Here is a 20,639-nt window from a genome sequence, read left to right on the forward strand (position 1 = left end):
TACTATTTCTGTAGCGAACCTTACCTTTATTCTATTGTCACATTATTAATTTTAAATGTAATTTCTATATTTAGATTAATTTAATATGAATTCCTCATTAAACATGTTTAAATAGGGAATAAGAATGCAAACTATTTGAATAAGTAGAGCAAATGAAGGTGACTAAATGATTGAATTTAAAAATGTAACAAAACGCTATGGGGATAATGTGGCAGTTGATGATGTAAGTTTTAAAATTAATGAGGGTGAGTTTTTTGTAATCATAGGTCCATCAGGGTGTGGTAAAACAACTACTTTGAAAATGATTAATAGACTTATTCCGTTAAGTGAAGGTTATATTTATTTTAAAGATAAACCAATAAGTGATTATCCTGTTTATGAAATGAGATGGGATATTGGATATGTGTTGCAACAAATCGCACTTTTCCCTCATATGACCATTAAAGAGAATATTGCACAGGTTCCACAGATGAAAAAATGGAAAGATAAAGATATAGATCAACTTGTTGACGAATTACTTGAAATGGTTGGTTTAGAACCTGAAAAATATCGAGATCGTAAACCAGATGAATTATCAGGTGGTCAAAGACAGAGGGTTGGTGTAGTAAGAGCATTAGCTGTAGATCCACCAGTTATATTGATGGATGAACCTTTTAGTGCACTGGATCCAATCAGTCGCGAAAAACTACAAGATGATTTAATAGAATTACAAACTAAAATCAAAAAGACAATTGTATTTGTAACGCATGATATTCAAGAAGCTATGAAGTTAGGTGATCGAATTTGTTTACTTAACAATGGACATGTTGAACAAATAGATACACCACAAGCATTCCGTAATCAACCTAAAAATAAATTTGTAGAAGAGTTTATGGGAAGCCATTTAGAACAAGATAAAGAAAGCTTACAGTTGAAAGATCTTAATATTACTTCGCCACTCACAGAAAAAGAAACACACCATGATTATCCGGAAATTAATAGTGATGTGCAATTACGTTCAGTTTATTCTACATTAGCCCAACATGAAGCGGTTATTGTTAATGATATATCAACCTCTACGCAATCACTCTTAAAACGTGAAGATATCTTTAAGTATTTATCTGAGATAGACAACGACAAGGGGGCTAAAGCATGAGCGAATTATTTAGCACACTCGATGATCGTAAAGGCGAAGTACTTACGACCATCTTGGAACATATCCAAATTTCATTTATTGCACTGCTAATCGCAATTTTAATCGCCGTGCCATTAGGGATTGCTTTAACGAAGACGAAGCGGTTATCTGAAGTCGTTATGAATATAGCTGCTATATTACAAACCATTCCGTCATTGGCATTATTAGGGTTAATGATTCCAATATTTGGTATTGGTCGCGTGCCAGCAATTATTGCATTAGTTGTGTATGCACTGTTGCCAATTTTGAGAAATACATATACAGGCATTACTGAAGTTGATCCGTCTCTTATTGAAGCTGCTAAAGGTATTGGTATGAAACCGATGCGTCGTTTGACTAAAGTAGAATTGCCAATAGCTATGCCAGTGATGATGGCCGGTATTCGTACTGCTATGGTTCTAATTATCGGTACAGCAACTTTAGCCGCATTAATTGGTGCTGGTGGACTAGGGGATTTAATTTTACTAGGTATTGACCGTAACAATACGTCTCTAATCCTTATCGGAGCGATTCCTGCTGCACTACTCGCAATTATGTTTGATTTAATACTACGTTATATGGAGAAATTATCTTATAAGAAACTACTAATCACTGTAGGTGCAATGATTCTTATTATACTATTAGTCATTGTTGTACCACTTTTCGGTAAAAAAGGTGACACAATTACGCTTGCAGGTAAATTAGGTTCAGAACCTTCAATTATTACTAATATGTACAAAATTTTAATTGAGGATGAAACGGATGATACAGTTGATGTTAAAGATGGTATGGGTAAAACATCATTCCTATTTAATGCATTAAAATCAGACGACATCGATGGATATTTAGAATTTACAGGGACAGTTTTAGGTGAATTAACTAAAGAAGATTTAAAATCCAAAAAAGAAGATGCAGTATATCAACAAGCTAAACAAAGTCTAGAGAAGAAATATGACATGACGATGTTAAAACCTATGAAATATAATAATACGTATGCTTTAGCGGTGAAGAAAGACTTTGCTAAAGAAAATAATATTAAAACAATTGGTGATTTACAAAAGGTTGAAGATAAAATTAAACCAGGGTTCACTATGGAATTTAATGATCGATCTGATGGTTATAAAGCTGTAGCAAAAGCATATGGTCTCAACTTATCTAATGTTAAAAAAATGGAGCCTAAATTACGCTATACTGCAGTAGAAAAAGGTGACATTAATTTAATTGACGCATATTCAACAGATGCAGAATTAAAACAATATGATATGGTAGTCTTAAAAGATGATAAACACGTATTCCCACCATATCAAGGTGCACCAATGTTTAAAGAAAAATTCTTAAAACAACATCCAGAAATTAAAAAACCGCTCAACAAATTAAAGGGTAAAATTTCAGATGAAGAGATGCAAGAAATGAATTACAAAGTTACCGTGAAAAATGAAGATCCGTATAATGTTGCGAAACATTATCTTGAAAAAGAAGGTTTAGTAAAATAAATAGTCACGTGAAAATGTTGGAACAAGATAACGAATTAATCATGAGTTCGTTGTTTTGTTCTTTTTTTACAGAGCAAAATTTGTAAATACAATTGTAATCTGAATTATTTTTAATTACACTATTCTATAAATACACAAAAAGCGTGTATGTTTTTAGGAGGGAGAATGTGAATACTAGAAATTATTCGAGACAAGAAATTGTTAAGAGTGTGCCTCAAAAGGGATTCTTTGGACATCCCAAAGGTTTAAGTACACTATTCTTTACTGAATTTTGGGAGCGATTCAGTTACTATGGTATGAAAGCGATTCTAGCTTATTATCTCTACTATTCAGTTAGTAAAGGTGGCTTCGGCTTACCGCAGGGTACAGCGTTACAAATCGTATCATTATATGGTGCACTCATCTATATGTCTGGTACCATCGGGGGTTGGATAGCAGACAGAATCATTGGTACAAGACATGCATTATTTTATGGCGGCATATTAATTATGTTTGGTCACATCATGTTAACGATACCAGGTAGTTTAACAGTAGTAATGATAGCACTATTACTTCTTATTATTGGTACAGGTTTATTGAAACCTAATATTTCAACTACAGTTGGTGAATTATATGACCATAATGATAGACGTTTAGATGCTGCTTTTACTATTTTCTATATGGGTATCAATTTAGGTAGTTTCCTATCACCATTTGCGACAGGTTACTTACAAACAAGACTAGGGTTCCACTTTGGTTTTGCGGTAGCAGCTATAGGGATGTTCATCGGATTAGTCACTTATCTTATTACAAATAAAAAGAATCTAGGATTGGCTGGTTTAAGCGTTCCTAACCCACTTCGAAAAGAAGAAATCAAAAAATTATCAATTATTACTGGTACTGTCGTAATAATTTTCGCAATTATCCTACTTATCTTGCAATTTATTGGAAAATTGAGTTTATCTAGTTTCAGTGTCATTGTAACGATTATAGGTATCGTGTTACCAATTTGTATTTTTGTTTATATGTTATCAAGTAATAAGACGCACAAAGAAGAGCGTTCTAGAATTTATAGTTACATACCGTTGTTTATTACGTCTGTTGCATTTTGGATGATTCAAGAACAAGGTTCGACCGTTTTGGCTAACTTTGCTGACCAGAAGACAGAACTTAGCTTAGCTAAATTGACTAATGGTGTGTTAGATTTCCACATACCAGCAGCTTGGTTCCAGTCTGTCAATCCAGTATTTATTATTATGTTAGCACCTGTCTTTGCTAGTTTATGGACTAAATTAGGCAGACATAATCCAAATACAGTATATAAATTTGCATTGGGTGCCATCTTTGCAGGTTTATCATATTTAGTTATGATTATACCTTTGAATAGTGATGCGCATTTGATTCACCCTATATGGTTAGTGTTAAGTTTCTTCTTAATCACGTTAGGTGAATTATGTATCTCACCAGTAGGGTTATCTGTAACATCTAAACTAGCACCTGCAAAGTTCTCTGCACAAATGATGGCATTGTGGATGCTCAGTAACGCCACTGCACAAAGTCTCAATAGCCAAATCGTTGTATTATTTAAGATTATTAGTGAGAAAGAGTTCTTCTTATACTCAGGATTGTTTACACTGCTTATTGGTGTTATCTTAGTAACTATTTCTCCAATGGTTAAGAGAGCGATGAATGGTGTACATTAAGTTAATATAAATTTTAACTAGTCAATGACTTGTAATTTAACAATGTTAGAGGAACAGGTTTATAATTAAATAAACATTTTAATTTTTTGAAAAAGGAGTGGTTGGCAATGAAACAACAATTAAATCAATTAGCAGCATATCAACCAGGATTATCACCACAAGCACTTAAAGAAAAGCACGGTATAGAAGGAGAATTATATAAACTTGCTTCAAATGAAAATTTATACGGTCCTTCTCCAAAAGCAAAGCAAGCAGTTCAAGCACATTTGGATGAGTTATTTTATTATCCTGAGACTGGCTCACCTTCATTACGTAAGACAATTAGTGAACATTTGAACGTGGATCCTTCTCGAATTCTATTTGGTGCAGGGTTAGACGAAGTCATCTTGATGATTTCAAGAGCAGTGCTAACGCCTGGAGATAAAATTGTTACAAGTGAAGGCACATTTGGACAATATTATCATAATGCAATTGTAGAATCTGCTGAAGTTGTTCAAGTACCTCTACTAAATGGTGGGTTTGATTTAGAGAATATTATTAAAGAGGTCGATGAAGAGACTGCTTTAGTGTGGTTATGTAATCCGAATAATCCGACTGGAACCTATTTCAATCATGATGAATTGGAACACTTTTTAGAACGCGTACCTAGTCATGTGCCTGTATTGATTGATGAAGCTTACTTTGAATTTGTGACAGTAGAAGATTATCCAGATACATTGAAATTGCAAGAACGCTTTGATAATGCATTCTTGTTAAGAACATTTTCTAAGGCATATGGATTAGCTGGGTTGCGTGTAGGGTATGTCGTAGCTACAAATGAAGCTATTGAAAAGTGGAACATCATTCGACCACCATTCAATGTCACTCGTATTTCAGAATACGCAGCGATTGCAGCATTAGAAGATCAAGCTTATTTGAAAGATATTACAGCTAAAAATGCTAAAGAACGTGAAAAATTCTTTGAGATACCACAAAGTGAACATTTCTTACCTAGTCAGACGAACTTTGTATTTGTTGCAACTAAAAAAGCACAAGAATTATATGAAGCGTTACTAAAAGTGGGTTGTATCACACGTCCGTTTCCAACTGGCGTTCGTATTACAATCGGATTCCCAGAACAAAATGACAGAATGATTGATGTATTAAAACATTTTGATTATTAAGTTGGTCAAATACGTAAGCTCTTTAACTTAAAATGATTAGTTGAGTTTTAGAAGTACATCATAAGTTGATTATGCAAGGGGGGGCTACAATAGATTCTAAATGTCTTGTAGCACTCCCTTTTAAATTTTTGCTATACTTTAGAAGTATATAGGTGATGATTAAGGGAGAGATAGTATGTCTAGAAAATCTATAGCAATAGATATGGATGAAGTATTAGCAGACACGTTAGGTGCAATTATTGAAGCGGTTAACGTAAAAACAGAATTAGGAATTACAGTTGAGTCTTTAAATGGACAAAAGCTTAAAAATGTAATACCAGAGCATGATGGTTTAGTTCGTGATATTTTAAGAGCGCCAGGTTTCTTTAGAAATTTAACTGTTATGCCTCATGCACAAGAAGTCGTTAAGAAATTGACTGAGCAATATGATGTTTACATTGCTACTGCAGCTATGGATGTTCCAACTTCATTTCATGATAAATATGAGTGGTTACTTGAATTCTTTCCATTTTTAGATCCGCAGCAATTTGTCTTCTGTGGTCGTAAAAATGTAGTGAAAACTGATTATTTAATAGATGATAATCCTCGTCAATTACAAATATTTGAAGGTGAACCAATCATTTTTACTGCGTCTCACAATGTTAGTGAAGAACGTTTTAAACGTGTTAACGGTTGGAAAGATGTAGAAGCATTCTTTCTAGGGGAGTAGTTAAAATAAGCGATTAAGGTATGATATTCCAATCATTAACCTTAATCGCTTTTATATTAGTATAATAAATTCTTATTGTTCAGCATTCTCTGGAAAAGTTAGAATCTGAAGCGCTTTTGGTAGAACTTCAATTGTAATTGGCGTTTCAAGACTAATTTCACCGTCAATATCTACTTTCATAACTGGATCCGTCGATAATGTAATATGTTTGCCGGCTATGTGATCAATTCCGTTTGTAATTTCATTCCAATCCATACTATCGCGTTTTTTGAATACATCATTGAGAATAGTAAAACTTTGTTTGTCAAAAATGAAACTATTCACTTTACCATCTTGAGGTGATAAATCCATAAGTGGTATTCTACTGCCACCGATATTAGGACCGTTAGCAACGACTAGCATAGAGGTATTACCATTAAGTTCTTTATCATCTACAGTTAATGTATAATCAAAATCTTCTGGATTCATTAATGTTTTAACAGTTGAACCAACATAGCTTAATTTACCGAAGATATCTTTACGACCTTCTTGCACGTTTTCCGCGTTTTGAACTATAAGTCCTAATCCCACAAAGTTAAGCACATAAGTGCCATTCACTTTCATAATATCATATGATTCCAAGTGAGACGTTTTAAGTTGTTCACTAGCTTTACTAAAGTTAGGGTTCAAGTTTAATGTTTTAGTGAAATCATTAAATGTACCTCCAGGAATAATTCCAATAGGTACATTTAGGTCATTTGCTAAAACGCCATTAACTAATTCATTAACTGTACCATCTCCACCTAGGATAAAAACGATATCAACATCACTACTATATTCTTGATTTTTAATTCTTTCACAATACTTAATAATGTCGCCTTCATTTTCACTTAGTTGAATTGATAGGTGTTTGCACATAGTAGTAAGTGATTTAGTTACTTCTCCTAAACCTTCATATATATCTTTGAGACCACTATGTTCATGGTAAAAAAGAACACCATGATTAAATTTTTGACCCATACGTATGCCTACTTTCATTTATTTACTCTGATTTAACATTTATTTACCCGAAATGTTATTTGCTTAATTATAATTTGAGTAAAACAAATGCTTAAGTATTTATCATTACATTTTTTTAGTTGATATACAAAGAAATGACAAGATAGAATTTTTTTCAAATGCCTTGTCATCTTCTCAATAAGGATAATTTAAATAGAAAAAGCACCTTCATAGTTATAAAATTACTATGAAAATGCTTAAAGATAATTATTTGTTTTGTTTAAATGTCATCTTTTAACAATACAAAGGTGATTAATGAATACCTTTCATTGCTTTTGAAATTTTAGGAGTGAAAGCTAAGATGATTACTGTAATTACGATAGCAACGCTTCCTAAGAAGATGAAATAATTCGTTTGCCCTAAAGGCTTGATTAATTTAACTAATGTACCATTAAGTGCTTGTGCAGATGCGTTTGTTAATAACCAAACACTCATCATTTGAGCATTAAATGCTTTAGGTGCTAATTTAACAGCCGCACTATTACCAGTAGGTGATAAACATAATTCACCAACCACACATACAACGTATGATAGGATAACCCAGTTTACTGAGAAGTGTGTATCACCATAACTCATACCGATAAGTCCCATTAAAATGTATGAAGCACCAGCTAATAGCGTACCAATTCCAAATTTTATTGGAAGGCTTGGTTGTTTTTTACCCATTTTTAACCAAATCGCAGATACGATTGGTGCGAATAAAAGAATAAATAATGGGTTAATTGATTGGAACCATGCCTCACCGAAATTAGTTGTCCAACCGAATAAATTCATTTTCATATCAGAACGTTCTAAACCATAAATGTTTAATACGTTTGATCCTTGTTCTTGTATTGCCCAGAATAACATTCCTAAAATAAATAACGGAATGAATGCTTTAACACGAGAACGCTCTACATCTGTAACATCTTTACTTCGAATCATAGTAGTGAAGTAAATGATTGGTAGAGCTATACCAAGTACTAGAACCGTATTACTAATAAGATTGAATGATAAAGTATTTGTGAAATATGTAACTAATAGTACAATAGCAATGACTGCTACAATGATACCTACAATTAATCCATATTTTTTCTTTTCTTCAGAAGATAGCGGGTTGGTTGGATTCATACCAATAGAACCTAAATTCTTTTTATTGAAAATCATATACCATACTAAACCTAATGCCATACCAATCGCTGCAATTAAGAAACCACCATGATAGTTTTTCACGTCTAGGAAATGTTGCAGAATGATAGGTGAGATAAGCGCACCTAGGTTAACTGACATGTAGAATATAACGAAACCGGCATCCATACGAGTATCATTCTCAGGATATAAGCGTCCAACGATGTTTGAAATATTTGGTTTCATTAAGCCTGAACCAATAATGATAAAGAACATTGATGCAAATAAACCGAACATTGCGAATGGTAAACTTAGACAAATATGTCCGATGATAATGAGTACTGCACCAATCAAGGTTGCCCCTCTAGTACCGAATAGTCTATCTGCGACCCATGCACCAGGAATTGAAGACATGTAAATTAATGCGCCATAGACTGACATGATAGACATTGCAGTCGTTTGATCAATTCCTAAACCACCATTTTTAATTTGATCATACATGTAGAAAATAAGCATGGCACGCATGCCATAATAACTAAATCTTTCCCAAAATTCTACAAAGAATAGTACTCCTAAACCACTAGGGTGTCCGAAGAACCCTCGCTGAGGTATTGTTTGAACAGCTTGTTCATGGGAATTGTTTGTTGCCATATGTATCCCAATCCTTTCTTTCTTTAAAGACTGAAATTTAAAATCATGAATATGATAGGTGTAATTGATTAATTTCTTAAAAATAGAAATTTTTAGAAATTTCAGTCAATGAGTTGATGATTTAAAATTGTATGAGAATAAGTTGCTTTATTTAGATCATCTTACTCTTTTGGAATTTTAAATGATAATAATAAAATACGCTTTAATTCACTAATAGGCAATAGTAAATTTAAATAAAATCTCACAAATAATGAAAAAATCCACTAAATTGTTTGACAATTTAGTGGTTAAGTTAATCTTTTATCTGTTATCTATTTTTTCTGGATATAAATCATGATTCATTAATCGGTGTTCAGCCATCTTCTCATATTTAGAATTTGGGCGTCCATAATTAGTGTATGGATCTATTGAAATACCGCCTCGTGGAGTGAATTTGCCCCAAACTTCAATATAATGTGGGTCCATTAAGTCAATTAAGTCATTCATAATGATATTCATACAATCCTCATGGAAATCCCCATGATTTCTAAAGCTAAATAAGTACAATTTCAATGACTTAGATTCTACCATTTTAATATTTGGAATGTACGAAATATAAATCGTTGCGAAATCTGGTTGACCTGTAATTGGGCAAAGAGATGTAAATTCAGGACAATTGAATTTTACGAAGTAATCGCGTCCTTGATGTTTATTATCAAATGTTTCCAAAACTTCTGGTGTATAGTCAAATTCATATTTATTATTTTGATTACCTAATAAAGTAATATCTTGTAGTTCTTCTTTTTGACGTCCTTGAGTCAATTGAATCACTCCTTAGTGTTAGATTGTTGTTTAGTTATAGCGGTTTTGTCGTCGTGCCTTTTCGAACATATAATAGCTTGCACCAATAATAATGACATAACCGATAAGAGCATAGAAATCAGGTGTTTCACCGAATAATATAAATCCGAATATAGCCGTGAAAATGATTGAAGCATACGTAAAGATAGAAATATCTTTTGCAGGTGCAAAACTATAGGCTAGTGTAATACCGATTTGGCCAACTGCAGCAGAAAGGCCTGCCCCTAAAAGATAAATTATTTGTATTGTCGTCATTGGCTCATAAGTTGCGATTGAAAACGGTATTAAAACGACAACTGAAAATAATGAAAAATAAAAAACAATAGTATATGGTGCTTCTCTGTTACTTAATGCACGAACACATGTGTACGCAGAGGCAGCAAAGATACCTGAAAATAATCCAGCTAAAGAAGTAATCATTGTTGAAGACAACTCTGGTTTAACTATAAATAACATACCTAAGATTGCTACAATCATAGCAATGATTTGATATTTTCGAACTTTCTCATTAAGAAAAATTAAACTGAGTAGTATCGTCCAAAAAGGATTAAGTTTCATCAGTGTATCCGCATCGCTTAATACCATATGATCTATAGCGTATATATTTAATAAGACACCTATAAGGCCTAGTGTAGATCGAGAAATTAAAAGGGGTTGGCTACTTAATTTCCCAAACATAGGTTGTTTATATTTAAATATGAAGAATAATGGTATGAACATTGCAACAAAATTTCGAGCTAGGGATTTTTGAAATACAGGTAAATCTCCGGCGAGTCTAAAAAAGACTGACATAAAACTAAAACCGACAGCTGAAATTAAAATTGCAATAATACCTTTAACTTTTGGATTCAAGGTTAATCGCCTCATTTGTAATAAATTACCGTATACATAGTAGCATAATTCAAATGCTAATGCATGAATACTTGAAAATAATACCAAGATGTATTATTATCTATATACGAACAAATGTTCTGTTTGTATTAAAAACACGTTAAATACTATTTTTTTACAAATGTTATATTCGTGTTTTTGAAGCAAAATATAATTAACATTTGAATAATTGCGCAAAATATATTGATAATTTAAATGATTGGACTTCAAGAATGCCGACAATTCAATAGTTTATTTAGCTGCTAAAAATGCAACTAAAACACATCAAATATTCAAAAATAATTATTTGCGTTAATTTAAGTTGGTCTGATGCACATTCAGACGTTTTTCCGAACTTTTGTCACGAAATAGTTACTTTTAATTAAGAAAGCAATTCTGTATAATGAAACACAGAATATAGTATTAAAACATGAAACGAACCACAACATGTTGTGGTTGTATAAAAAGTTTGTGTTATACAAATTATTCATTTTAAAGGCAATTTCACACTTATTTTAAGTTGAAATTCCTAATTTAATACTATTAATACGAACGAGCATATAGATGAAATAGTCTCGAAATTTTAGTCTAAACACTACATGTAGTGGCTAGAAATGAAAGTCACTTCTTTTAGTATATTAATCATCAGCTAGTTGACATCCAATTAAATGTCTAAAATATGTCGTATTTATTGTCTAGCAAGTTTTCTTATCTATTAAGAGAACTTCTTTTTAATTAATATTATGGATTGACGAAAGAAGGCGTTCCAATGAAAGTAGTTTATTTTTCTTTTTCAGGTAATGTAAGAAGATTTATTAAACGAAGTGAAATTTCAGATGTAATGGAGATTACTAAGGATAATTGTACAGATCCATTTGAAGAACCTTATATTTTAGTTACGGGAACAATTGGATTTGGTGAAGTACCTAAAGAAGTACAATCGTTTTTAGAAGTTAATCATCATAATTTACGCGCTGTCGCGGCAAGTGGTAACCGTAATTGGGGACAAAACTTTGCGAAAGCGGGTAGAACAATTTCCGAAAAATACCATGTACCTTTATTAATGGAGTTTGAAGTACAAGGTTCTAATAAAGATGTTATTGAATTTAAAAATAAGGTGGGGCATTTCAATGAAAATTATGAACGAGAAAAAGTACAATCATATTGAACTAAATAATGAAGTTACGAAACGTAAAGAAAATGGTTTCTTTAACTTGGAGAAAGATCAAGAAGCATTAGCGGTTTATCTAGAAGAAATCCATGATAAAACAATTTATTTTGACAGTGAGATTGAACGTTTACACTATCTAGTAGATAATAATTTTTATTTTAATGTCTTCGACAAATATAGCGAAGAAGATTTAGTTGAAATCACTGAATTCGCAAAATCTATCAACTTTGAATTTGCAAGCTATATGTCTGCTAGTAAGTTTTATAAAGATTATGCGCTAAAAACTAATGATAAATCACAATATCTAGAGGATTATAATCAACATGTCGCAATCGTTGCACTATATTTAGCGGACGGTAATAAGCAGCAAGCGAAACAATTTATCTTAGCAATGGTCGAGCAACGTTATCAACCTGCAACACCAACTTTCTTGAATGCTGGTCGCGCACGTCGTGGTGAATTAGTATCATGTTTCCTATTAGAGGTAGATGATAGCTTGAACTCTATCAATTTCATTGATTCTACTGCCAAGCAATTAAGTAAAATTGGTGGCGGTGTAGCAATAAATCTTTCTAAATTACGTGCTCGTGGTGAAGCCATCAAAGGTATTAAAGGTGTAGCCAAAGGGGTGTTACCAGTTGCCAAAGCATTAGAAGGCGGATTTAGCTATGCTGATCAACTTGGCCAACGTCCAGGTGCAGGTGCAGTATATTTAAATATCTTCCATTATGATGTAGAAGAGTTCTTAGACACTAAAAAGGTAAATGCTGATGAAGACTTACGTTTATCAACAATTTCTACTGGTCTTATAGTGCCGTCTAAATTTTTTGATTTAGCAAAAGAAGGTAAAGATTTCTATATGTTTGCGCCACATACGGTTAAACAAGAATATGGTGTAACACTCGATGATATTGATTTAGAAAAATACTATGACGACATGGTTGCAAACCCTAATATCGTTAAGAAGAAAAAAGACGCAAGAGAAATGTTGAATATGATTGCCCAAACACAATTACAATCAGGTTACCCATACTTAATGTTTAAAGATAATGCTAACAAAGTACATGCCAATTCAAATATTGGTCAAATTAAAATGAGTAATTTATGTACAGAAATCTTCCAATTACAAGAGACATCAGTGATTAATGATTATGGTATCGAAGATGAAATTAAACGTGACATATCTTGTAACTTAGGTTCTTTAAACATTGTAAATGTGATGGAAACAGGTAAAATTAAAGATTCTGTTCACACAGGTATGGATGCATTAACAGTAGTTAGTGATGAAGCAAATATTCAAAACGCACCAGGTGTGAGAAAAGCTAACAGTGAGTTACACTCTGTCGGTCTAGGCGTAATGAACTTACACGGCTATTTAGCTAAAAATAAAATAGGATATGAATCAGAGGAAGCTAAAGACTTTGCAAATACTTTCTTCATGATGATGAACTATTATTCAATCGAACGTTCAATGGAAATTGCGAAAGAACGTGGTGAAGTATATCAAGACTTTGATCAATCAGATTATGCTAGTGGTAAATACTTTGAGTTTTATACTTCTCAAGAATTTGAACCTAAATTTGAGAAAGTGAAACGACTATTTGATCACATCGATATTCCAACTGCTAAAGATTGGAAAGCATTACAAGAACAAGTTCAACAGCATGGTTTATATCATGCATATAGACTTGCAATTGCACCTACACAAAGTATTTCATATGTACAAAATGCAACAAGTTCAGTTATGCCAATTGTTGATCAAATTGAACGTCGTACTTATGGTAATGCTGAAACATTTTATCCAATGCCATTCTTGTCTCCTGAAACAATGTGGTATTATAAATCAGCATTCAATACTGACCAAATGAAATTAATAGATTTAATCGCTACGATTCAAACACACGTGGACCAAGGTATTTCAACAATTTTATATGTGAATTCTGAAATTTCAACACGTGAATTATCAAGATTATATGTTTATGCTCACCATAAAGGGCTTAAATCGCTATATTATACTCGTAACAAATTATTGAGTGTAGAAGAATGTACAAGCTGTGCTATCTAATTTAAGAAACTTAAGATAACAAATTTTGAAAAGGAGGAAGGTTGTAGAGTCAAAACTTAAAAATGACTCTCAACTTATCCTCTAAACGAATGAGATTTGCTTTTTAGTAATTAAGGAGGATTTATAAATGAAGGCCGTCAATTGGAATACCCAAGAAGATATGACGAATATGTTTTGGCGTCAAAATATTTCTCAAATGTGGGTAGAAACAGAATTTAAAGTATCAAAAGATATTGCAAGTTGGAAGACACTAACTGAAGACGAGAAGAATACATTCAAACGTGCGTTAGCAGGATTAACAGGATTGGATACACATCAAGCAGATGATGGTATGCCGTTAATTATGTTACACACAACAGACTTACGTAAAAAAGCAGTGTATTCATTTATGGCAATGATGGAACAAATTCATGCGAAAAGTTATTCACATATATTTACAACTTTACTTCCATCTAGTGAAACAAACTATTTACTAGATACTTGGGTAATAGAAGAGCCTCATTTAAAATATAAATCTGATAAAATTATTGAAAACTATCACAAATTGTGGGGCAAAGAAGCCTCTATATATGATCAATATATTGCAAGGGTATCAAGTGTATTTTTAGAAACTTTCTTATTCTACTCTGGTTTCTATTATCCTTTGTATTTAGCTGGACAAGGTAAAATGACTACTTCTGGTGAAATCATTAGAAAGATTTTACTAGACGAATCAATCCATGGTGTGTTTACAGGATTAGATGCTCAAAGTTTACGTAACGAACTATCTGAAAATGAAAAACAAAAAGCAGATAAAGAGATGTATAAATTATTAGAAGATTTATACGCTAATGAAGTATCTTATACACATATGTTATACGATGATATCGGCTTAAGTGAAGATGTATTGAACTATGTCCAATACAATGGAAACAAAGCATTATCTAACTTAGGCTTTGAACCATACTTTGAAGAAAAAGAATTTAATCCTATCATTGAAAATGCATTAGATACTACAACTAAAAACCATGATTTCTTCTCAGTTAAAGGTGACGGATACACATTGGCATTAAATGTAGAAGCCTTACAAGACGAAGATTTCATTTTTGATAAATAATTATCAAAGACTAACATTAATAAGCCACTAGATTCAGTGTTGTTGATAACAACTACGAATTTAGTGGCTTATTTTTGTATCAAAAAGAGTACATCGTATTTGAACAAAAATAAATATTTACTTATGTATAAAAATACTATTGAAATTCACGTCTGTAATCTTTAATATTAATATTAACAACAATGATAATCATTATCGTTGATAACGATTATCATTTTAATACATATAGCAAGATGAGGAGAATTATTAGTGAAGTTTTTATTTAAGGGTTATGTTTTACTTATTTTATTAGTTTGTTTAACTATAGTCTCCTTATTTGTTGGAGTGAGTCAGCTCTCTCTTTCAGATATTTTCCACTTAAGTGAAGAGCAACAAAATATTTTGTTCTCAAGTCGTATTCCACGGACGGTTAGTATCCTACTTTCAGGTAGTTCACTCGCGTTAGCAGGATTAATTATGCAACAGATGATGCAAAATAAATTTGTAAGTCCAACTACGGTAGGAACAATGGAGTGGGCCAAGTTAGGTATTTTGATTTCGCTTATCTTTTTTCCGAAAGGTCACATCCTAATCAAGTTGTTATTTTCAGTAGGATTGAGTTTAGCAGGGACATATTTATTTGTGAAGTTAATTAATTTGATTCGTGTTAAAGAAGTTATATTCGTACCATTATTAGGAATTATGATAGGTGGTATTGTATCTAGCTTTACTACTTTTATTGCGTTAAGAACCAATGCATTACAAAGTATTGGCAACTGGATGAATGGTAACTTTGCAATTATCACAAGCGGACGTTATGAAGTGCTTTATCTTGTAGTTCCATTACTCATTATCGCATTTATTTTTGCGAATCATTTTACGATTGCTGGTATGGGGAAAGACTTTAGTCATAATTTGGGTGTAAGTTATGAAAAAATTATAAACATTGCATTATTTATTACAGCAGCATTGACGGCTTTAGTTGTTGTTACTGTAGGTACTTTGCCATTTTTAGGTCTCATTGTACCAAATATTATTTCAATGTATAGAGGGGACCATCTGAAAAATGCACTTCCACATACGTTGATGTTAGGGTCAATATTTGTATTATTCGCTGATATCTTCGGTAGATTAATCGTTTATCCTTATGAAATTAATATTGGATTGACTATAGGTGTATTTGGGACAGTGATATTCCTAATCTTACTAATGAAAGGTAGAAAGCATTATGCAAATTAGTTCTAACAAGAAAATCATCATATTAATTATTGCGACAATTTGCATGGCAGCATTTTACTTATTAGTAGGTTTAGACTTTGAAATTTTTCAATATCAATTTCAGAGTCGATTAAGAAAATTAATACTTATACTCATTGTTGGTGGTGCTATAGGGGCATCAGTTGTTATATTTCAAGCGATAACAACGAATCGATTATTAACACCATCAATCATGGGTCTCGACTCTGTTTATCTATTTGTAAAAGTGTTGCCAGTTTTTTTAGTCGGTACGCAAGCAGCAGTGGTTACAAATGTGTATTTAAACTTTTTTGTGACGTTAATTGCGATGGTCTTATTTTCATTATTGCTTTTTGAAGGCATGTTTAAATTAGGACATTTCTCAGTATATTTCATTTTACTTGTAGGAGTCATCTTAGGAACATTCTTCCGAAGCATTACTAGCTTTATTCAGCTAATCATGGATCCTGAGTCATTCTTAGCGGTTCAAAGTGCCATGTTTGCGAGTTTCGAAGCCTCAAACTCACGATTGGTATTAGTATCTATATGTTTATTGCTTGTCTTAATTATTATTACCGTGATAATGCGTCCATATTTAGATGTACTACTACTTGGAAGAGCACAAGCAATCAATTTAGGTGTTTCTTACGAGACAATGACGCGCTTGCTACTCATATTAGTGGCACTATTAGTTTCTATTTCCACTGCTTTAGTTGGTCCTGTTACATTTTTAGGATTACTAACTGTAAATTTAGCCCATGAATTAATGAAGACATATGAACATAAATATATATTGCCAGCGACGATATTAATTAGTTGTATTAGTTTATTTATGGCGCAATGGGTCGTTGAGAATTTATTTGAAGCGACAACAGAGTTTAGCTTAATCATTGATTTAATCGGTGGAAGTTACTTCATTTACTTACTTGTCAAAAGGAGAAGTGCAAATTGATTGAAATTAAAAATTTAGACAAAGCTATACAGAATAAGCCAATTTTAAAAAATATTAACGTCGACATTCAAAAAGGTAGACTAACATCGCTTATAGGACCTAATGGCGCCGGTAAAAGTACTTTACTGTCTGCTGTTAGTCGTCTGTTTGAGTATGAAAAGGGAGCAATTAAGATTGAAGGTAAAGCTGTCGTAGATTATAAAAATGATGATTTAGCTAAAAAATTAAGTATTTTAAAACAAACAAATCATATAGAAATGAATATAACAGTTGAGCAATTAGTTAATTTTGGTCGATTTCCATATTCAAAAGGTCGTATGAAGAAAGAAGATTATGAACAAGTTGAATATGCACTAGACTTATTACAACTCCAGAATATTCGTCATCGAAACATAAAAACGTTATCTGGTGGTCAAAGACAACGTGCTTATATTGCAATGACAATTGCTCAAGATACAGATTATATATTATTAGATGAACCGTTAAACAACCTAGATATGAAACATTCTGTACAGATTATGCAGACGTTACGTCGCCTCTGCAAAGACTTAAATAAAACGATTGTCATTGTTCTACACGATATAAATTTTGCTTCATGCTATTCAGATGACATCATTGCACTAAAAAATGGTGAAATTGTCAAAGCAGATACAAAAGATAACGTTATACAAGCTGAGATTTTAAAACAATTATACGAGATGGATGTTCATATCGAAGAAATTAGAGGACAACGAATTTGTTTGTATTATGATGAAGACACTTTTGACTCACTTTTATAATTAAATAATTTAACCTGATATTTCAAAGGGGTGATGCTATTCGAAGACGTAGACAAGAGAGAAGTCCAATTGATGCGTAGCATAAAGGTTAAATATTTTTAGAGGAGTCGTACATATGAAAAAAACAGTCTTATTTTTAGTATTATCTTTAGTATTAGTTTTATCAGCTTGTAGTAATGGATCAAGTAGTAACGATTCAGGTTCTAAGAGTGATAGCAAAGATTCAAAAGAAACTGTGAAAATTAAAAATAATTTCGAAGCTTCAGGTAAAGAACAAGATGGTAGTGACGCTAAGAAAGTAAGCAACACTGTTGAAGTTCCTAAAAATCCTAAAAATGCAGTAGTCTTAGATTATGGTGCTTTAGATGTACTTAAAGAATTAGGTGTGGCTGATAAAGTAAAAGGCTTACCAAAAGGTGAAAACAACGAATCATTACCTGATTTCTTAAAAGAATTTAAAGATGATAAATATGTTAACACCGGAAATCTTAAAGAAGTTAATTTCGACAAAGTAGCTGCTGCTAAACCAGAAGTTATATTTATCTCAGGTAGAACGGCAAATCAGAAGAATTTAGATGAATTCAAAAAAGCTGCACCAGACGCTAAAATCGTTTACGTAGGTGCGGATGAGAAAAACTTAGTTAAAGACATGAAGAAAAACACTGAAAACTTAGGTAAAATTTACGACAAAGTAGATAAAGCCAAAGACATTAACGAAGACTTAGATGAAAAAATATCTGAAATGAAAGATGAAACTAAGAAGTTCAATAAAACTGTAATGTATTTATTAGTAAATGAAGGTGAATTATCAACATTTGGTCCTAAAGGTCGATTTGGTGGTTTAGTATTTGATACATTAGGCTTTAAACCAGCAGATAAGAATGTTAGCAATAGTCCACATGGTCAAAACGTAAATAATGAATATATTAGCAAGCATAATCCAGATGTTATTTTAGCAATGGACCGTGGTGAAGTTGTAGGCGGAGAATCAACTGCTAAAAAAGTGTTAAGTAATAATGTTATTAAAGACGTTAAAGCAGTTAAAAATGATAAAGTATATCAATTAGATCCTAAATTATGGTACTTTGCTTCTGGTTCAACTACAACAACTATGAAACAAATTGATGAATTAGAAGAAGTAGTCGATAAATAAATTGATGGTATAAGTTTTCAATATCGCCCAGAATAGGGCGATATTTTTTTAATATTAAGTCTTGCTTTAGTCTTAACAGCGTGTGGTAAAAGCTCTGACGGTAACAATGATACTTCGAAGAAGAATGACAATAAAGACATAGTTCAAATTGAAAATAATTATAAGACAAGAGGCGAGAAAAAAGATAAAAATGATACCAAAGAAATTAAAGAAACTGTTGATGTGCCGAAGAATCCAAAACGTGCAATTGTCTTTGATTATGGTGCCGTTGATGTATTAAAAACGTTTGGCGTTCGAGACCGCATTATTTTATTGGATTACTTAAAGGTGAGAAAAATGCTGCGTTACCTGAATTTCTTTCAGAATTCAAAGATGATGAATACATCAATACTGGTAATTTAATACAAATTAATTTTGATAAAATAGCTAAAGCCAAACCAGAGGTCATTTATATTTCTGGAAGAACAGCAACAGTGAATAATATAGATGAACTTAAAAAAGCTGCACCAGACTAAAATCGTTTATGTTGGTGCCAGTGAGAAAAATTATATAAATGATATGAAATCTGTAACAACTAAATTAGGAAAAATTTATGGTAAAGAAGATAAAGGTAAATCATTAATTGAAGAGTTGAATAAAAAAATAGCGGATACAAAAGCGAAAGTTGAAAAATTAGATAAGAAAGCAATGTATCTTTTAGTTAATGAAGGTAAATTATCTACATTTGGACCAGGTGGTAGATTTGGAGGTTTAATCTACAATACATTAGGATTTAAACCTACAGATGAGCATGTCAAAGCAAGTCCACATGGCCAAAATATTAATAATGAGTATATTACAAGTAAAAATCCTGATATTATCTTAGCAATGGATAGAGGACAAGTTGTAAGTGGCAAATCAAGTGCAAAACAAACGTTATCTAATGATGTAATTAAAGATATAAATGCAGTTAAAAATGGTAATGTTTATGAATTAGATCCTAAACTATGGTACTTTAGCGATGGTTCAACTTCAACAACAATCAAACAATTTGATGAGTTAAATCAAATCTTGAAAAAATCAAAATAATAAAAACGGCTCTACGTCAAATCGGACTGATGAGTCCAAATATTGAGATTAAGCAACCTTAGGTTGTTTAATCTCTTTTTTTGTTGTTGAGGCAAATAGTCGCGAAGTTATAATAATTCGATTACGCAAATTATCATAATTTCTATAACCAAAAGATACCCTTTTAATGAGTTTGATTTTATTATTAATTCCTTCTAACGGACCGTTGGTCAGGTTAGAATATGTCATAGTATTTTCAATGAAAGCTGCTAATCGTCTTAAAGTTCTAATGACTGGGCGTAATTTAGGACACACATCTGAAAGATGAATAGAAAAGAGTTTATAATTAAATTTCTCTACTTGATTTTCTTTTAATAATCTTCTTAGCTCATGAACGTAGTGATATGTATTAAATAATTCTACATCTACACCTAATAAGTAATTTATAATGCCTT

The 20,639-nt window shown here is 32.1% G+C and carries 17 protein-coding genes and 1 pseudogene; 13 read left to right on the forward strand and 5 right to left on the reverse strand.

The window, feature by feature from the left end; all coding sequences use genetic code 11:
- The first annotated feature begins 166 nt into the window (after positions 1–166).
- The 5 genes from BDW31_RS10460 to BDW31_RS10480 all read left to right on the forward strand — a co-directional run bounded on the left by BDW31_RS10460 (position 167) and on the right by BDW31_RS10480 (position 6,200).
- Positions 167–1,135 carry an ABC transporter ATP-binding protein gene (locus tag BDW31_RS10460; RefSeq protein ID WP_053024227.1) on the forward strand — a complete coding sequence of 323 codons (969 nt, stop codon included), beginning with the start codon at positions 167–169 and terminating at the stop codon, positions 1,133–1,135.
- Positions 1,132–2,646 (forward strand): ABC transporter permease/substrate-binding protein, encoded by a 1,515-nt coding sequence (locus tag BDW31_RS10465; protein WP_053026593.1) that lies wholly within the window; start codon positions 1,132–1,134, stop codon positions 2,644–2,646. Before BDW31_RS10460 ends, BDW31_RS10465 begins: the two co-directional genes overlap by 4 nt.
- Before the next feature lie 167 nt (positions 2,647–2,813).
- Positions 2,814–4,328, forward strand: a complete 1,515-nt coding sequence (locus BDW31_RS10470) for a peptide MFS transporter (RefSeq protein WP_110709634.1) — start codon at positions 2,814–2,816, stop codon at positions 4,326–4,328.
- A 107-nt stretch (positions 4,329–4,435) separates the two neighbouring features.
- Positions 4,436–5,491: a histidinol-phosphate transaminase gene (gene hisC / locus BDW31_RS10475; protein ID WP_110709635.1), complete on the forward strand. Its 1,056-nt coding sequence runs from the start codon at positions 4,436–4,438 to the stop codon at positions 5,489–5,491.
- 175 nt (positions 5,492–5,666) lie between these two features.
- Positions 5,667–6,200 carry a 5' nucleotidase, NT5C type gene (locus BDW31_RS10480; RefSeq protein ID WP_011276430.1) on the forward strand — a complete coding sequence of 178 codons (534 nt, stop codon included), beginning with the start codon at positions 5,667–5,669 and terminating at the stop codon, positions 6,198–6,200.
- Positions 6,201–6,272: 72 nt separating this feature from the next.
- Here BDW31_RS10480 and BDW31_RS10485 read toward each other — a convergent pair whose 3' ends face one another.
- The 4 genes from BDW31_RS10485 to BDW31_RS10500 form a co-directional block, all read right to left on the reverse strand.
- On the reverse strand, positions 6,273–7,199 hold the full coding sequence (locus BDW31_RS10485) for a diacylglycerol/lipid kinase family protein (protein WP_053024231.1): 927 nt from the start codon (positions 7,197–7,199) through the stop codon (positions 6,273–6,275).
- A 291-nt stretch (positions 7,200–7,490) separates the two neighbouring features.
- On the reverse strand, positions 7,491–8,996 hold the full coding sequence (locus BDW31_RS10490) for an S-Cys-Gly-3M3SH uptake peptide MFS transporter (protein ID WP_053024232.1): 1,506 nt from the start codon (positions 8,994–8,996) through the stop codon (positions 7,491–7,493).
- Between the two features lie 300 nt (positions 8,997–9,296).
- Positions 9,297–9,797: a preQ(1) synthase gene (gene queF / locus BDW31_RS10495; RefSeq protein ID WP_011276427.1), complete on the reverse strand. Its 501-nt coding sequence runs from the start codon at positions 9,795–9,797 to the stop codon at positions 9,297–9,299.
- 30 nt (positions 9,798–9,827) lie between these two features.
- Positions 9,828–10,688: a DMT family transporter gene (locus BDW31_RS10500; RefSeq protein WP_180542653.1), complete on the reverse strand. Its 861-nt coding sequence runs from the start codon at positions 10,686–10,688 to the stop codon at positions 9,828–9,830.
- Positions 10,689–11,475: 787 nt separating this feature from the next.
- Here BDW31_RS10500 and nrdI point away from each other — a divergent pair.
- From nrdI to BDW31_RS10540, 8 genes and pseudogenes are all read left to right on the forward strand, one after another.
- Positions 11,476–11,874 (forward strand): class Ib ribonucleoside-diphosphate reductase assembly flavoprotein NrdI, encoded by a 399-nt coding sequence (nrdI, locus tag BDW31_RS10505; protein ID WP_037548524.1) that lies wholly within the window; start codon positions 11,476–11,478, stop codon positions 11,872–11,874.
- A complete protein-coding gene (nrdE, locus tag BDW31_RS10510; protein WP_053024233.1) occupies positions 11,837–13,942 on the forward strand; it encodes a class 1b ribonucleoside-diphosphate reductase subunit alpha in 2,106 nt (701 codons plus the stop codon). The genes nrdI and nrdE overlap by 38 nt, the downstream gene beginning before the upstream one ends.
- Before the next feature lie 127 nt (positions 13,943–14,069).
- Positions 14,070–15,038, forward strand: coding sequence for a class 1b ribonucleoside-diphosphate reductase subunit beta (gene nrdF / locus BDW31_RS10515; protein WP_037548528.1), 969 nt, complete (start codon positions 14,070–14,072; stop codon positions 15,036–15,038).
- A gap of 249 nt (positions 15,039–15,287) precedes the next feature.
- Positions 15,288–16,256 carry an ABC transporter permease gene (locus tag BDW31_RS10520; protein ID WP_053024234.1) on the forward strand — a complete coding sequence of 323 codons (969 nt, stop codon included), beginning with the start codon at positions 15,288–15,290 and terminating at the stop codon, positions 16,254–16,256.
- Positions 16,246–17,205, forward strand: a complete 960-nt coding sequence (locus tag BDW31_RS10525; protein ID WP_053024235.1) for an iron chelate uptake ABC transporter family permease subunit — start codon at positions 16,246–16,248, stop codon at positions 17,203–17,205. The genes BDW31_RS10520 and BDW31_RS10525 overlap by 11 nt, the downstream gene beginning before the upstream one ends.
- Positions 17,202–17,984, forward strand: coding sequence for an iron ABC transporter ATP-binding protein (locus BDW31_RS10530; RefSeq protein ID WP_037548537.1), 783 nt, complete (start codon positions 17,202–17,204; stop codon positions 17,982–17,984). The genes BDW31_RS10525 and BDW31_RS10530 overlap by 4 nt, the downstream gene beginning before the upstream one ends.
- A gap of 115 nt (positions 17,985–18,099) precedes the next feature.
- Complete coding sequence (locus tag BDW31_RS10535; RefSeq protein ID WP_037548541.1) at positions 18,100–19,137, forward strand: ferrated catecholamine ABC transporter substrate-binding lipoprotein SstD; 1,038 nt, start codon at positions 18,100–18,102, stop codon at positions 19,135–19,137.
- Positions 19,138–19,179: 42 nt separating this feature from the next.
- Positions 19,180–20,205: pseudogene (locus BDW31_RS10540) on the forward strand (ferrated catecholamine ABC transporter substrate-binding lipoprotein SstD).
- Between the two features lie 48 nt (positions 20,206–20,253).
- Here BDW31_RS10540 and BDW31_RS10545 read toward each other — a convergent pair.
- Positions 20,254–20,639: transposase (locus BDW31_RS10545; protein ID WP_142641273.1), on the reverse strand; the 386-nt coding region annotated here is incomplete at its 5' end.

The sequence above is a fragment of the Staphylococcus sp. AtHG25 genome (assembly GCF_003217445.1).
GTDB lineage: Bacteria > Bacillota > Bacilli > Staphylococcales > Staphylococcaceae > Staphylococcus > Staphylococcus haemolyticus.

Bases quoted from the DNA above. Each gene is read 5' to 3' on its own strand.
- BDW31_RS10460 (WP_053024227.1), top strand. From the start codon at position 167: ATGATTGAATTTAAAAATGTAACAAAACGCTATGGGGATAATGTGGCA.
- BDW31_RS10465 (WP_053026593.1), top strand. From the start codon at position 1,132: ATGAGCGAATTATTTAGCACACTCGATGATCGTAAAGGCGAAGTACTT.
- hisC (WP_110709635.1), top strand. From the start codon at position 4,436: ATGAAACAACAATTAAATCAATTAGCAGCATATCAACCAGGATTATCA.
- BDW31_RS10480 (WP_011276430.1), top strand. From the start codon at position 5,667: ATGTCTAGAAAATCTATAGCAATAGATATGGATGAAGTATTAGCAGAC.
- BDW31_RS10485 (WP_053024231.1), bottom strand. From the start codon at position 7,199: ATGGGTCAAAAATTTAATCATGGTGTTCTTTTTTACCATGAACATAGT.
- BDW31_RS10490 (WP_053024232.1), bottom strand. From the start codon at position 8,996: ATGGCAACAAACAATTCCCATGAACAAGCTGTTCAAACAATACCTCAG.
- nrdI (WP_037548524.1), top strand. From the start codon at position 11,476: ATGAAAGTAGTTTATTTTTCTTTTTCAGGTAATGTAAGAAGATTTATT.
- nrdE (WP_053024233.1), top strand. From the start codon at position 11,837: ATGAAAATTATGAACGAGAAAAAGTACAATCATATTGAACTAAATAAT.
- nrdF (WP_037548528.1), top strand. From the start codon at position 14,070: ATGAAGGCCGTCAATTGGAATACCCAAGAAGATATGACGAATATGTTT.
- BDW31_RS10525 (WP_053024235.1), top strand. From the start codon at position 16,246: ATGCAAATTAGTTCTAACAAGAAAATCATCATATTAATTATTGCGACA.
- BDW31_RS10535 (WP_037548541.1), top strand. From the start codon at position 18,100: ATGAAAAAAACAGTCTTATTTTTAGTATTATCTTTAGTATTAGTTTTA.